The following is a 14,943-nucleotide window of genomic DNA, read 5'->3' as shown; positions in this document are numbered from 1 at the left end:
CAATCCATGCTAAGTGAACATATCGACCTGATTGAGAGTCTGGGCCTGAAGTTATTCTTTGTGGCCATTTTCGTATTGATTGGCCTGGCCATTCAGGACGTGCTCAAACGCGGCAACGTGCCCCGTTTCGGCCGACTCATCGTCTGGTTGGTACTCTTCCTGGGTTGTGCAGGTTTTGTCGCCAAGGGGCTGATCGAACTGGGCTGGGAAGGCTCAGGCATCGGCTAACTTATTTTCATCTGTGATGTATGGCCAAACAGCAAACTGATCGAACAACACTGGATCTGTTCGCAAATGAGAAGCGCCCCGGCAGGCCAAAGACCAACCCACTCCCCCGCGAGACCCAGCTCAAGATCAACAAGCGCAACCAGCTCAAGCGCGATCGGGAGAACGGTTTGAAGCGGGTAGAGTTAAAGGTGGAGGCCGAGTTGCTGGAACGCCTGAACCAACTTGCGTTACAACAGAACGTCAGCCGAGCCGAGCTGATCCAATCTATCCTGAAGCAACAGATTGAGTCTGCACATGCTGCAGGCATCACAATCTGACCGTTAAGCATTAACACCAGATACGGGTAACTAAACACTATGGCTAGTGTAGGTCTGTTTTTCGGCAGCGATACCGGTAATACCGAAGCTGTCGCCAAGATGATCCAGAAAGAACTGGGCAAACAACTGATTGAAGTCCGTGACATTGCCAAGAGCAGCAAGGCCGACATCGACAGCTTTGATCTGCTGATGTTCGGTATCCCGACTTGGTACTATGGCGAAGCCCAGGCCGACTGGGACGACTTCTTCCCCGAGCTGGAAGAGATCGACTTCACCAACAAGCTGGTCGCCATCTTCGGATGCGGTGATCAGGAAGACTATGCCGAGTACTTCCTCGACGCCATGGGCACCCTGCGTGACATCGTCGAAGCCAAAGGCGCCATCGTCATCGGCAACTGGCCAACCGCCGGCTACGAATTCGAAGCCTCCAAGGCACTGGTGGACGACAAGCACTTCGTGGGTCTGGGCATCGACGAAGATCGCCAGCCGGAGCTGACCGCCGAGCGCGTCAAGGGCTGGTGCAAGCAGCTGCACGAAGAGATGTGCCTGGCCGAGCTGGAGTGATCCAGGCTCGCCAGCCTCTCTGACAACTAAGGGCCCCACGGGGCCCTTAGTTGTTTTCTGACTCAGCCTCTTTCGCCACTCCTGTGCTCTGGTTTGGCCCGCACATAGAGGGTGCGCTTGACCTGAGCCACCAGCTCGCCGCTCTGATCCTGCACCGTCACCTCGAACTCGGGGAAGTGCTTGTCTCCCCCGTCTGTCGCCGCCACGATGGCGGCCAGCTTGCCGTCGGTCAGGTTGAATTCGGCCACCAGCTTGCCCTTGCCCGGCTTGATGTAGTTGATGCTGCCCGCCTTGTCCCAGACGTAATAGCGGTTCTTGAAATAGCCCATCAGCATCAGCGGATAGATGGGATCGGTCATCGCAAACATGCTGCCGCCAAACTGGGTACGGTTGGCGTTCTTGTTCCACCAGCGGGACTTGAGGGTGACCCGGCAGAAGCGAAAATCATCGCTCAATGTCTCTATCTTGATGCCGGCGCCCCAGAAAGGGGGCCAGGCGTTGAGGGCGCGGCGCACCCAGGCCGCATTGTCAAAAAGCCAATCCATGGATCTCATCCGACCAGACAGTGAAGAAGGTTACATTTTATCAACATTCACCAAACGAGCAAGCCGTCACGAGAATCCGTCCAATTCCACCGGATGGCGCCATCTGCGCTAAAGCCCTTGAATTACTGGGTTTATTTTTAGGTGAGCTACGACCTATAATGACAGGCCAAGCGAGTTCGTGGTTGCCATTCCAGCGGCAGTCAATCAGAATAACCACACCTTCGAGAATGCGAATAAATAGAATATGGCAGACAACAACCAAGCGTTAAAAAAGGCCGGGCTCAAGATCACCTTGCCCCGTGTCAAAATCCTGGAAATCCTGCAACAGCCGGACTGCCAGCACACCAGTGCGGAAGATCTGTACAAACGACTGATCGACCAGGGTGAAGAGATTGGTCTCGCTACCGTATATCGCGTTCTCAACCAGTTTGATGATGCCGGTATTGTTACCCGTCACCACTTCGAAGGGGGCAAGTCGGTGTTCGAACTGGCCACCCAGGAACACCACGACCACCTGGTCTGCCTCGACTGCGGCAAGGTGATCGAGTTCTCCGATGAGGTGATCGAACAGCGCCAGCGCGATATCGCCCAGCAGCACAACATCCGGCTGACCAATCACAGCCTCTATCTGTACGGCCACTGCGCCGCCGGCGAGTGCAAGCACGAAGATTGACCCGCCCGACAGAGACAATAAAAAAAGCCAGCATCACGCTGGCTTTTTTGTGTCCGTCATTTAGAACCCATTTACGCTCTTGCTCCGAGGCAGTGATCAAGAAAGGGCAGAGTCTCCCCTGCCCTCTTCTGTTATCAGGCCTCGGCCTTGCCCCACACGTCGCGCAGGGCCACGGTGCGGTTGAACACCAGATGCTCCGGGCTGGAGAGCTTGTTGTCGGCGCAGAAGTAACCTTCACGCTCGAACTGGTAAGCCTGCTCCGGTTTGGCGTTCTTCAGGGAGGCCTCGACGCGGGCACCCTCGATGATCACCAGGGAGTCCGGGTTCAGGGCCGCTTCAAAGTCCTCTTCGGCGCCCGGGTTCGGCACCTTGAACAGACGGTCGTAGAGGCGCACTTCGGCCGGCAGGGAGTGAGTGGCGCTGACCCAGTGGATCACCCCTTTCACCTTGCGACCATCGGCCGGATCCTTGCCCAGAGTCTCGGGATCGTAGGAGCAGTAGATGCAGGTGACCTTGCCATCGGCATCTTTCTCGACCCGCTCGGCCTTGATGACGTAGGCATTGCGCAGGCGCACTTCCTTGCCCAGCACCAGTCGCTTGAACTGCTTGTTGGCTTCTTCTTTGAAGTCCGCTTCATCGATGAGGATCTCGCGGGTGAAGTTCAGCTCGCGGGTGCCCATCTCGGCGTTGTTCGGGTGGGCCGGGGCAGTCAGCACTTCGTCGGCGGCCAGGTTCTCGATCACCACCTTGACCGGGTGCAGCACGGCCATGGCACGCGGCGCATTCTCATTGAGATCTTCGCGGATACAGGCTTCCAGCATGCTCATCTCGACGATGTTGTCCTGCTTGGTCACGCCGATGCGCTTGCAGAACTCGCGGATGGAGGCCGGGGTATAGCCACGACGACGCAGACCGGAGACGGTCAGCATCCGCGGATCGTCCCAACCGTCCACGTGCTTCTCGGTCACCAGCAGGTTCAGCTTGCGCTTGGACATGACGGTGTATTCGAGGTTCAGCCGGGAGAACTCGTACTGACGGGGGTGGCAATCGATGGTGATGTTGTCCAGCACCCAGTCGTACAGGCGACGGTTGTCCTGGAACTCCAGCGTACAGATGGAGTGGGTGATCCCTTCCAGGGCGTCCGAGATGCAGTGCGTGAAGTCATACATCGGGTAGATGCACCACTTGTCACCGGTCTGGTGGTGGTGGGCAAACTTGATGCGATAGATGACGGGATCGCGCATCACCATGAAGGGGGATGCCATGTCGATCTTGGCGCGCAGGCAGGCGGCGCCTTCGGCAAACTCGCCGTTCTTCATCTTCTCGAACAGAGCCAGGTTCTCGGCCACCGAACGATCGCGGAACGGGCTGTTCTTGCCCGGCGCGGTCAGGGTGCCACGGTATTCGCGCATCTGCTCGGCAGAGAGCTCGTCCACGTAGGCCAGGCCCTTCTCGATGAGCTCGATGGCATAGCCGTGCAGCTTGTCGAAATAGTCGGAGGAGTAGCAGATCTCGCCGTTCCACTGGAAGCCGAGCCACTGTACGTCCTGCTTGATGGACTCAACGTACTCGATATCTTCCTTCACCGGGTTGGTGTCGTCGAAGCGCAGGTTGCACTGGCCCTGGTAGTCGCGGGCGATGCCGAAGTTCAGGCAGATGGACTTGGCGTGACCGATATGGAGATAACCGTTCGGCTCGGGCGGAAAACGGGTATGCACGCTGCTGTGCTTACCGCTGGCCAGATCTTCATCAATGATCTGACGAATAAAGTTAGTTGGGCTGTTCGCCTGACTCATGGCTCACCTCAAAAATGCGTCACTGGCGGAAGTTGTGCCGGCTGGCACCCTCATACCCCCGCCGTCAAGCCGGATATGATCCCTCATTACGCGCCCTGTCTCAACCTGAATTTGCCCGTTTCGGGGGACTGGCGCCGCAAAACAACCCGTACTGGGGCCGGTTTGACTGACTGACGAAAAAAAAGACCCCGCACGAGGCGGGGTTCAAGGTGATGAAAAACAAAAACAGACAATACACACACACAACAAAGGCTCACACGCACAGTCAACCTTTCCCAAGGGCGATGGCCATCGCCCTTGGGAAAGGCGGGTCTTGCGACCCACCTTGCGTTATGGATTGAGGACTATCAGTTCAGCTCGGTGACGCGGCTGGTGCGCTTGCCATCGAAGCTGGTGGTACGCAGGTAGACCTTGCCATCCACGGTCGGCTTGGCGGCAGCGTCGTAGGCGCTCCAGCTCTTGCCATCCAGGCTGTACTGGATGGGCAGACCCGGCAGATCCACGTTCGCTTCCAACACGCCGTTCACCACCTTGGCACCCGGTACGGAAAGGCGGTATTCCACCCCGGCCTGGTCCAGTTTCGGCAGCACGCGCTGACCCAGTACGTTGGCGAACTGGTTCCACTCCTTGTTCAGGGTGGTCTTGTTGACGAACTTGGTGGTGCCGGAGAACTCGCGGTTCTTCACGTAGTCGAGCTCGAAGCCACCCTTGTGCCAGGCACGCTCGGCCATGGAGAAGATGCGCGGGTAGACCATGTACTCGTATTGCGCGTCGGTACGCACGGTTTCGCTCCACTGCTGACCGGAGATCCCCTTGAACTTGACCGGATCCTGGTCACCCTTGGCCACGAAGGCGTTGCCGTCGCGGTCAACCGAGGTCTCGGCGTTCTGCGGCAGGTTTTCCGGGGCGAAGGCGAACACCTTGCGGGTGTCGTTGAAGCGGGTGGCCCAGTAGTAGCCACGCTCGGCCGGGTGTACCTCGTTCGGGAAGTCGAAGTAGAGGTAATCCGGGTTGGAGAGCACCACGTCATAGCCCTTGTGCGCCCACTTCATCGCTTCGTTGAAGCCACCCCAGTAGAGAGTCTCCCAGAAGTTGACCCGGGTCTTGTCAGTGGCGAACACGCTGGCATCCTTGGCGTACTTCAGACCATCTTCCCACGCCTGCAGGGTGGAGAAGCCGTGGCCCTTGACCATTTCGCTCACTTCCTTGGCGAAATAGACCGGTAGCTCGGCCACGTCCTTGATCTTGCCGTCGTCGATCATCTTCTGGCACATCGGGGACTTGCCGAACGGCTTGTCCTGCTTGCTGGAGTCGACGTTGCCCTTCCAGGCGACCAGCTCTTCTTTCTTGGTGACGGCCGGATCCTGGTAACCACCGCCCTGCATGATGTTCTTCGCCTCATCACCACCGTAGTGCCAGGCGGTCAGCGGCTGACCGGCGGCCTGGTGCATCTGGGCCACTTCGTCCATCACCTTGGCCACGAAGGTGGCGGCGCCCGGCTGGCAGGGGTTGATGAAGGACATCTTGTCGTAGAACTGCACCGAGGTGACGTTGGAGGTATCGGCCGGGTCAGTCAGACGGAACTGGTTGGCTTCGGTCTCTTTACCTTCAGCCATCAGACGCTTGTAACGCGCCTCCATGGAGACCACGGCGGCACGGGCGTGCGCCGGCATGTTGATCTCGGGGATCACGGTCACGCCGCGGGCCTTGGCATAGCGTACCAGGTCGATGTAGTCGGCCTTGCTGTAGAAACCGGAACCCTGGTTGTCGCTGGTCGGGCCGGAGCCCAGCTGCGGCATCAGGCACTTGGTTTCGGACTCGTCGTGGCAACGCTGGCTACCGACGTCGGTCAGCTCCGGCAGACCCGGGATCTCCAGACGCCAGCCTTCATCGTTGGTCAGCCCCAGGTGCAGCACGTTGAGCTTCATGGCGGACATCTGGTCAACCAGCTTCTTCAGGGTCTCAGGGCTTCTGAAGTGACGGGCCACGTCGGTCTGCATGCCACGGTATTCAAAGCGCGGCGCATCCTCGACATGCATCTGGCTAACCAGCTTGTCGTTGACCCCCAAGAGGGAGATCAGGGACTGGGCCCCCCAGAAGGCGCCTTCGATGTCATGACCCTGCACCACTGTGCCTTTCTGGCCGATGGTCATGTCGTAGCCTTCGGCCTGCTTGAGCTTGCTGCCGAGCTTGATGGTCACTGGGTAGCCGGTGTCGGAGAGGGTAACACCCAGCTTGGTCAGTTGAGCCTTCAGGGCTTCGGCGCGATCGCTCGGCAGGTCCAGGGCATTGAGCTTGATGGTGGAGAAATCGACCTGCGGGCCGGCCTTGACCACCTGCTTCATCGGGGTCGGCAGGATCTGGTTGTCGACCTTGCCAGCCGGCAGCAAGCTGCTGGTCTGGTTGGCGGCGAAACGGGTTTCGCTGTTCATCAGGATGTTGTTGTCATCCTTGGTGCGCTTCCAGCCGTCGGCCGGCATCGGCTTCTCGTAGGTGGTTGCATCGTCGATGTTGCTCATGCTAGCCAGCACTTTCGGCTCGGCCCCTTCGCTGGCGACATACCAGTTCGGCATGATGTCAGATTCGAACAGTACCCAGTACTCCACCACCAGCGGCACTTCGACCGTGGCATCCTTGGCAAAGCCCTGGAACTTCTCGGTCGGCGTCAAACGATAAAGGTCGCCGGTCAGGTGGGTGATGGTGAACTGGTCGTTGTCCACCCGCTGGATGCGGCGGATGGAGGAGACATAGATGCTCCAGTCTTTGGAGGTGACGTCAGCACCGGTATTGGTCAGGTGCAGCTTGGCAACGCCACAGCTCGCCCACTCGGAGCCCAGCGCCTGACAGTCGAGGCCGGCGCCGGCACCGTCGTTGGTGACGACTTCGTACTTGACGACGAGGTTGCTGGCGAGGGCGTCGACCACGGCTTGCTTGGCGGCATCGGCTGCCTGGACCTGGCTGACGAAAACGGTAGACATGGCAATGGCTAACAGAGAATGTTTCAAGTTCATAACTGCTGCTCTCATTTGAAGTAAAGGTTGGATTTTCTTGGCTTTTTTTATATGGGGCCCCGAGGCGGGGCCCTTAGTTATGTCAACAATGGACTTAGACTTGAGGCGAGCTTGGCGCCCGATTAACGCAGGGCCTTCATCTCACCGGCGATGATTTCGGCCAATGGGCCCAGAATCACCTGCAGGTTCTGCTCACCGAGCTTGACCACACCGGCCGCGCCCAGGGCTTTGAGCTTGCGCTCGTCAACGATGCTGCGGTCTTTCAGGGTCAGACGCAGACGGGTGATGCAGGCATCGATGGTCACCAGGTTCTCTTGACCGCCCAGCACTTCCAGGTACTGGCGTGCCAGTTCGGTACGGTCGGTGGTCTGAGCCTGTGCCGGTACTGCTTCATCATCTTCACGACCCGGGGTTTTCAGGTTGAACTTGACGATGACGGCGCGGAACACCACGTAGTAGAGACCGAAGAACACCAGGCCTTGTACCAGCAGCATGTACCAGTGGGTCGCCAGCGGGTTGCGGCTGGAGAGCACCATATCCACCAGACCGGCACTGAAGCCGAAGCCGGCAATCCACTGCATGGAGGCTGCGATGAACACGGACAGACCGGTCAGCAGGGCGTGGATGACGTACAGCACCGGTGCCACGAACATGAAGGAGAATTCGAGCGGCTCGGTCACCCCGGTGAAGAAGGCGGCAAAGGCGGCTGCGATCATGATGGACGCAACTTTCTCTTTGTTCTCTTTCTTGGCGGAGTGGTAGATGGCCAACGCGGCACCCGGCAGACCGAACATCATGATCGGGAAGAAGCCAGCCTGATACATGCCGGTCACACCCACGATGCCCTTGCCGGCGTCGATGGAGGATTGGCCGCCCAGGAAGTTCGGGATGTCGTTGATGCCGGCCACGTCGAACCAGAACACGGAGTTCAGGGCGTGGTGCAGACCGACAGGGATCAGCAGGCGGTTGAAGAAGGCGTAGATACCGGCGCCGGTGGAGCCCAGGCTGACGATGGATTCACCAAAGCTCACCAGACCACCGTAAATGACCGGCCAAACGGCCATCAGGATGAAGGAGACGACGATCATCACCACGGAGGTTACGATCGGCACCAGACGGCGGCCGGAGAAGAAGGCCAGCGCCTTGTGCAGTTCCACGCTGCTGAAGCGGTTGTAGAGCTCAGCGGCGATGACACCACACAGGATACCAACGAACTGGTTGCTGATCTTGGCAAAGGCAGCCGGAACCTGATCGGCCGGGATACCCTTGATCTGGGCAACGGCGCCCGGGCTCAGCAGCGTGGTCACCACCAGGAAACCGACCAGACCGGCCAGCGCGGCAGAACCGTCTTTATCTTTGGACATACCATAGGCAACACCGACAGCGAACAGCACGGGCATGCTGTCGATGATGGCTGCGCCGGCCTTGATCAGGAACGCGGCGACAGGACTGCCACCACCCCAACCATTCGGGTCAATCCAGTAGCCAATCCCCATCAGGATCGCGGCGGCAGGCAATACCGCTACCGGCACCATCAGGGCACGGCCGATCTTTTGCAAATAACCGAGAATGTTCACGGTTCCTCTCCTTAGTTAATGTTTTTCTAGAAATTAAGTGCTTATCACGTTTGACGCATAAGCCATCAAGGCTTGATTGGCAGTCTAGGGCTTTTATTTCGCTGCGCAAATTAATAAACCTGTAATCGTGATCATTATCACCCAAACGAGATAAAGGTGGCGGATAGATGTGGCTTAGTTCGCAATCTTTATTTACGCTATAAAACAACTTGAATCCGTCCCAGTCTATTTGCCGCCGACATCCCGGCAGCAACCCGTACAGAGGTATCTACAATGCGCCTGATCCCGTTGAAATCTGCCAGCCAAGTGGGCCTGTGGTCTGCCCGTTACATCGTTGACCGTATCAATGGGTTCAAACCCACTGCCGAGCGCCCCTTCGTACTGGGCCTGCCCACTGGCGGCACCCCGCTCAACACTTACAAGCGCCTGATTGAACTGCATAAAGCCGGTGAAGTGAGCTTCCAGAACGTGGTCACCTTCAACATGGACGAGTACGTCGGCCTGCCGGAGGACCACCCGGAGAGCTACCACAGCTTCATGCACAACAACTTCTTCGGCCATATCGACATTCGCCCCGAGAACATCAACATCCTCAACGGCAACGCGCCGGATCTGGTGGCCGAGTGCAAGCGCTATGAAGACAAGATCAAGTCCTACGGCAAGATCCACCTGTTCATGGGCGGGGTCGGCAACGACGGGCACATCGCGTTCAACGAGCCGGCCTCATCCCTCTCCTCCCGCACCCGGGTCAAGACCCTGACCGAAGACACCCGCATCGCCAACTCCCGCTTCTTTGGCGGCGACATGGAGCAGGTGCCCAAGCTGGCGCTGACCGTGGGTGTCGGCACCCTGATGGATGCGGAAGAGATCATGATCCTGGTGACCGGTCACGGCAAGGCCCAGGCCCTGCAGGCCGCGGTAGAAGGCAGCGTCAACCACATGTGGACCATCTCTACCCTGCAGCTGCATCCGAAGGGAATGATGGTGTGTGACGAGCCCTCCACCATGGAGCTCAAGGTCAAGACCGTGCGTTACTTCCAGCAGCTCGAAGCCGCCAACATCGGCCGTCTGTAAGGAGTCACCATGTACGCATTGACCAACTGCACCCTCTACACCGGCAGCTGCGTGCTGACCGGTTACGGGGTGGTCATCGAGGGCGACAAGATTGCCGCCATCTCCCGCCTGGCCGAACTGCCGGCCGGCATCGAACGCATTGATCTCAAGGGTGCCAACCTGAGCGCCGGTTTCATCGACGTCCAGCTCAACGGCTGTGGCGGCGTCATGTTCAACGGCCACATCACCACCCAGACCCTGGCGACCATGCAGGCCGCCAACCTGAAATCCGGTACCACCAGCTTCCTGCCGACCCTGATCACCAGTCCGGACGCAGACATGAAGCAGGCCGTCGCCGTCACCCGCGACTACATGGCTGCGCACCCCAACGAAGTTCTGGGCGTCCATCTGGAAGGGCCCTACACCAATCTCAAGCGCAAGGGGATCCACCCGGCCGAGCAGATCCGCCAGCCCGCCGACGAGATGATCGACTTCTTCTGCGCCAACGCGGATGCCATCGCCAAGATCACCCTGGCGCCGGAACGCAACAAGCCGGAGCACATCCGCCGGCTGGTGGAGGCCGGCATTCTGGTCTCCGCGGGCCATACCGCCGCCAACTATGACCAGGCCATGGCCGGGTTCGACAACGGCATCCGCTTTGCCACCCACCTCTACAACGCCATGACCCCGACCGTGAACGGTCGCGAGCCGGGTGTGGTCGGTGCCATCTACGATCGCAAGGATGTCTACGCCGGCGTCATCGTCGACGGTCATCACGTGCACTGGGCCAACGTGCGCCTTGCGCACAAGATGCTGGGAGAGCGACTGGTGCTGGTCACCGACGCGACCGCACCGGCAGGGGCACCGGAAGGCTTTGAGAAGTTTGATTTTTGTGGCGCAACCGTCTATTTCCGCGATGGTCAGTGCGTCGACGAGAATGGTACACTCGGCGGCTCTGCCCTCACCATGATTGAGGGGGTGGAGAATCTGGTCAAACAGGTCGGATTACCGCTCGATGAAGCACTGAGAATGGCCACCCTTTACCCTGCTCGCGCCATTGGATGGGACTCACGTCTCGGTAGTATCCAGGTCGGAAAAATAGCCAACCTGACTGTCTTTGATCAGGCCTTCACGGTCTGCGGGACCGTGGTTAACGGACACTACACAACACAGTGACACTATGACTGGCGGACAAATAGCAAACGTAGATCTTATCAAGCAGGTCAACAGTGCAGCCGTGTATCGGCTCATCGACCTGCAGGGGCCCATCTCGCGGGTAAAAATTGCCGAGTTGAGTCAGTTGGCCCCGGCCAGCGTGACCAAGATAACCCGGCAACTGATCGAGCATGGCCTGATCAAGGAGACCTCGCCGCAAGCCTCCACCGGCGGACGGCGCGCCATCTCTCTGACCACCATCAAGCATCGCTTCCAGTTTGTGTCCGCCAAGCTCGGCCGCGGCTACCTGCAGCTCGCCCTGTATGACCTCGACGGCAAGGAGCTCGATCAGCACATCACCCAGGTGACCGAGATCGAGCAACAGCCGGTGGTCGACATGCTGCTGCGGGAGATCGGAGCCTTCATCGACTCCCAGCAGGATCGCAGCCGCAACCTCATCAGCATCGCGCTGACCATGCCGGGCCTGGTCAATCCGGAATCGGGCATGGTCATCTACACCCCCAAGTACCAGATCCGCAATCTGGCGCTGGCCAAGCTGTTGGAAAACCACTTCAACCTGCCCTGCTACGTGGGCAACGACACCCGCTCGCTGGCACTGGCCGAACACTTCTTCGGCGAATCCCGCGACTGCATGGACTCCATCCTGGTGAGCGTCCATCAGGGGGCGGGCTCCGGCATCATCACCAAGGGCAAGGTGTTCCTCGGCCAGAACCGCAACGTCGGCGAGATCGGCCACATCCAGGTCGAGCCGCTCGGCAAGCGCTGCCACTGCGGCAACTTCGGTTGCCTGGAGACCATCGCCTCCAACGAGGCCATCGTCGACAAGGTGAAGGAACTCATCAGCCGCGGTCACCTGAGCTCGCTGCAAGAGAAGCACATCACCATCCAGGAGGTGTGCAAGGCGGCCATGGCCGGTGACGAGCTGGCCCGCAGCGTGATCGAGAACGTGGGTGAGCATCTGGGACGGGCGGTGGCCATCACGGTCAACCTGTTCAACCCGCAGAAGGTGCTGATCGCGGGCGAAATCACCGCCGCCGAAGAGATCCTGTTCCCGGCCATTCGCCGCTGCGTGGAGCACCAGTCGCTGCCAAGCTTCCATCGCGGCCTGCCCATCGTGAAGGCACGCTTCCAGAATCAACCCACCGTCGGCGGTTTCGCGCTGGTGAAACGGGCCCTGCTGGAAGGGGATCTGCTGCAGATCATCATGGAGCAGAAGTAAGGCCGAGGCCTTGCGAAATAAAAAACGGCAGCCAGTGGCTGCCGTTTTTTATTGTGTGCTGTTCGCCGGGTTAGCCCGCCCGGCACGGTTTGAACAGATCCAGCGAGCCGTCATACACCTGGGTCTGCACATCCATGATGCCGAGCATGGAGTGGAACAGATTGTCGTGGGAGAAGCGCTTGCTGGCCGCCTCCTGCTGCAGACAGGTCATATCCAGCTGGCGATCGGCCTGCAACTGGGGGGAGAACCAGGTCATCATCGGCACCCGGGTCTGATCGTCCGGGGCGAACTTGTAGGGCGTGCCGTGCAGGTAGAGCCCCATGGCCCCGAGGGATTCGCCGTGATCCGACAGATAGACCAGCCCCACGTTGTAATCCTGCTCCAGCGTCTTGAGCTTGTCGATGAGACGGGCCACCACCTTGTCGGTGTAACGGATGGTGTTGTCATAGGTGTTGACCAGCTCTTCATTGGTGCAGTTTTCGATGTCGCTGCGCGGGCAATCCGGCACGAAGGTCCGCTCACTGGCGGGATAGCGGCGATAGTAGGTCGGACCGTGGCTGCCCATCAGGTGGAAGGCCACCAGCTTGTTGCCCTTCATCTGCGCGATCTGCCGATCCAGCCCCTCCAGCATCACCTCGTCGTAGCAGGAACCCTTCTGGCAGTACTGGGGAAAATCCTTGGCCTCGATCTCGATGGTGGGCACGTTCTTGCACACCCCCTTGCAGCCGCCGTCGTTCTCCTTCCAGAGCACGGAGACGCCGGCATGCTGCAACACATCCAGCATGCCGTCGCGGGACTGGGCCAGGGTGTCGTCATAGCCGCGCCGCGTCAGGTTGGAGAACATGCAGGGCACCGAGACCGCGGTGGCGGTGCCACAGGAGCGCACGTTGCGAAACGAGACCATGCCAGATTCCCGCGCGGTGAAGCTGTTGGTGGCCTTGCCGTAACCATTGAGGGAGTAGTTCTGGCTGCGCGCCGTCTCCCCCACCACCAGAAACATCAGGGTCGGCTTGCCGCCCTGCCCCACCACCCTGGCATCGGTGCCCAGCTGCTGATACGGGATCGGGGTGGCAAACAGGATGTCGGTAGCGTAGCGATAGAGGCCGTGCACATAGTTGGCGGGCACTATCTCCTTGCCGAGGGACTTGTTGTTGCGCCCGACCGAGGCGTAATCCTGGTAATAGAGCGCCGCCACCCCCACCAGAAACAGCAGCGACAGGGCGATGGAGCCGAGCCGCAGGCCCAGCCCCTTATACCAGGGACGGGGATACTCTATCTTCACCCACAGCAGGGCCAGCGCCGGCAGCAGGCCAGTCAGCACGAACCAGAGCAGGATGGAGGCATTGAAGTAGGAGGTCGCCTCCCCCGTGTTGGTCTCGACGATGTTCTGCACCATGCTCACGTCGAAGATGACGCCGTACTTGAGCATGGCGTAGCTGACTACGGATCCCATCAGGATCAGCAGCACGAAAAAGGGCTTGAGCAGATAGCGGAAGGTAAAGGGCAGGAACACCGCGTTGAGTGCGGCCAGCAGCACGAAGGGGATCGAGAGGGCGAAGCCCGTCTTGACGTGTTCCAGCTTGGTGAGAATGGTGTAAAAGTGCAGGAAAATGGGCCAGTTGAATACCAGTGCAAACAACAGCACCAGCAACAGATTCACCTTCATCACACCCAGGGTGATGCGCATAACGATACTCCGACAAACCAGGCAGGACAGGGGCCACAGAGGGCACCTCTTGTTGCAGTCTCGCTTGCCGATCCCTCCTCCCGAGGTGATGGCGGCAAGGGGCAGCGAGGCCCGGACACGGCAGGCAGCTTAAGAAGCCAAACTTAAGGGAAAATTAAGGCGGGCAATGCCATGGCCGGCACGGCCTTCAGGCGTCGGGCCATCACAAGAAAAACGGCAGCCGAGGCTGCCGTTTCAGCGGGGGCGAACAGAGCGTCGCCCCCTGAGTGTTCACGAACCGGGTTACAGGGTCGCGGCGACTTCGTCGGAGATGGAGCCGTTGTGGTACACCTCCTGCACGTCGTCCAGATCTTCCAGCATGTCGATGAGGCGCATCAGCTTGGGCGCAGTCTCGGCATCCAGCTCGGCTTCGGTGGACGGGATCATGGTCACTTCGGCACTCTGGGGCTTGAAGCCGGCGGCTTCCAGACCATCGAGCACGGTGCCGAAATCGTTCGGGGTGGTATACACCTCGATGGAGCCATCCTCTTCGGTCACCACGTCGTCGGCACCGGCTTCCAGGGCGGCATCCATCAGAGCATCTTCATCGACGCCCACGAAGGTCAGCAGGCCTTTCTTGCTGAACAGATAGGCAACAGAGCCATCGGTGCCCAGGTTGCCACCGCACTTGCTGAAGGCGTGACGCACTTCGGCAACGGTACGGTTGCGGTTGTCGGTCAGGCACTCCACCATGACGGCAGAGCCGGCCGGGCCGTAACCTTCGTACACGATGGTCTCGAGCTGTTCGCCATCGCCACCGCCGGCGCCACGCTGGATGGCACGGTTGATGGTGTCGCGGGTCATGTTGCCGGTCAGGGCAGCCGCCACCGCCGCACGCAGGCGCGGGTTGTTGGCAGGATCGGCATCACCCAGACGCGCGGAGGTGGTGATTTCGCGGATCAGCTTGGTGAAGATCTTGCCGCGCTTGGCGTCTTGCGCCGCCTTGCGGTGTTTGATGTTGGCCCATTTACTGTGACCTGCCATAGGGACTCTCCGTTATTTTTGAATTTCAGTAACACTGGTCATGACTAATGCAAGGGAAAGGCCGCATTGCTGCG

13 protein-coding genes are annotated in these 14,943 nt (G+C 59.5%); 7 read left to right on the top strand and 6 right to left on the bottom strand.

Translation table 11 applies throughout. The features are described from left to right. The first annotated feature begins 6 nt into the window (after positions 1-6). The 3 genes from E5E97_RS12635 to fldA are packed head-to-tail and all read left to right on the top strand — an operon-like array spanning position 7 to position 1,109. Positions 7-228 carry a DUF2788 domain-containing protein gene (locus E5E97_RS12635; RefSeq protein ID WP_011705431.1) on the top strand — a complete coding sequence of 74 codons (222 nt, stop codon included), beginning with the start codon at positions 7-9 and terminating at the stop codon, positions 226-228. Between the two features lie 20 nt (positions 229-248). Then, on the top strand, positions 249-545 hold the full coding sequence (ybfE, locus tag E5E97_RS12630; protein ID WP_011705430.1) for a LexA regulated protein: 297 nt from the start codon (positions 249-251) through the stop codon (positions 543-545). Positions 546-584: 39 nt separating this feature from the next. After that, a complete protein-coding gene (gene fldA / locus E5E97_RS12625; RefSeq protein WP_011705429.1) occupies positions 585-1,109 on the top strand; it encodes a flavodoxin FldA in 525 nt (174 codons plus the stop codon). A 62-nt stretch (positions 1,110-1,171) separates the two neighbouring features. Here fldA and E5E97_RS12620 read toward each other — a convergent pair whose 3' ends face one another. After that, complete coding sequence (locus tag E5E97_RS12620; RefSeq protein ID WP_024943809.1) at positions 1,172-1,654, bottom strand: DUF4442 domain-containing protein; 483 nt, start codon at positions 1,652-1,654, stop codon at positions 1,172-1,174. A 244-nt stretch (positions 1,655-1,898) separates the two neighbouring features. Here E5E97_RS12620 and fur point away from each other — a divergent pair, with 244 nt between their 5' ends. Further along, positions 1,899-2,327, top strand: a complete 429-nt coding sequence (fur, locus tag E5E97_RS12615) for a ferric iron uptake transcriptional regulator (protein WP_011705427.1) — start codon at positions 1,899-1,901, stop codon at positions 2,325-2,327. A 134-nt stretch (positions 2,328-2,461) separates the two neighbouring features. On the opposite strand, the gene glnS is transcribed toward fur, so the two are convergent. From glnS to nagE, 3 genes are all read right to left on the bottom strand, one after another. Beyond that, entirely contained in the window at positions 2,462-4,123 is a 1,662-nt protein-coding gene (glnS, locus tag E5E97_RS12610) for a glutamine--tRNA ligase (RefSeq protein WP_039213175.1), read from the bottom strand. Positions 4,124-4,470: 347 nt separating this feature from the next. Continuing rightward, positions 4,471-7,134, bottom strand: a complete 2,664-nt coding sequence (locus E5E97_RS12605; protein ID WP_171280344.1) for a beta-N-acetylhexosaminidase — start codon at positions 7,132-7,134, stop codon at positions 4,471-4,473. 122 nt (positions 7,135-7,256) lie between these two features. Beyond that, a complete protein-coding gene (nagE, locus tag E5E97_RS12600) occupies positions 7,257-8,711 on the bottom strand; it encodes an N-acetylglucosamine-specific PTS transporter subunit IIBC (RefSeq protein WP_011705424.1) in 1,455 nt (484 codons plus the stop codon). Between the two features lie 273 nt (positions 8,712-8,984). Here nagE and nagB point away from each other — a divergent pair, with 273 nt between their 5' ends. From nagB to E5E97_RS12585, 3 genes are read left to right on the top strand one after another with little or no spacing between them, the layout of a single operon-like run. Then, positions 8,985-9,785: a glucosamine-6-phosphate deaminase gene (gene nagB, locus E5E97_RS12595; RefSeq protein ID WP_171280343.1), complete on the top strand. Its 801-nt coding sequence runs from the start codon at positions 8,985-8,987 to the stop codon at positions 9,783-9,785. Positions 9,786-9,794: 9 nt separating this feature from the next. Further along, positions 9,795-10,940 (top strand): N-acetylglucosamine-6-phosphate deacetylase, encoded by a 1,146-nt coding sequence (gene nagA, locus E5E97_RS12590; RefSeq protein WP_065478369.1) that lies wholly within the window; start codon positions 9,795-9,797, stop codon positions 10,938-10,940. 4 nt (positions 10,941-10,944) lie between these two features. Then, positions 10,945-12,159 (top strand): ROK family protein, encoded by a 1,215-nt coding sequence (locus E5E97_RS12585; protein ID WP_016350209.1) that lies wholly within the window; start codon positions 10,945-10,947, stop codon positions 12,157-12,159. A 70-nt stretch (positions 12,160-12,229) separates the two neighbouring features. Here E5E97_RS12585 and E5E97_RS12580 read toward each other — a convergent pair whose 3' ends face one another. Together E5E97_RS12580 and E5E97_RS12575 are read right to left on the bottom strand one after the other, a co-directional pair. Next, positions 12,230-13,846, bottom strand: coding sequence for a phosphoethanolamine transferase (locus tag E5E97_RS12580; RefSeq protein WP_171280342.1), 1,617 nt, complete (start codon positions 13,844-13,846; stop codon positions 12,230-12,232). A gap of 282 nt (positions 13,847-14,128) precedes the next feature. Continuing rightward, positions 14,129-14,869 carry a YebC/PmpR family DNA-binding transcriptional regulator gene (locus E5E97_RS12575; RefSeq protein ID WP_011705419.1) on the bottom strand — a complete coding sequence of 247 codons (741 nt, stop codon included), beginning with the start codon at positions 14,867-14,869 and terminating at the stop codon, positions 14,129-14,131. Positions 14,870-14,943: the final 74 nt, after the last annotated feature.

Source organism: Aeromonas sp. 2692-1, assembly GCF_013085505.1.
GTDB lineage: Bacteria > Pseudomonadota > Gammaproteobacteria > Enterobacterales > Aeromonadaceae > Aeromonas > Aeromonas hydrophila.
Note: the sequence above shows the minus strand (reverse complement) of the source record. Positions and strands in the feature narration are given on the sequence as shown.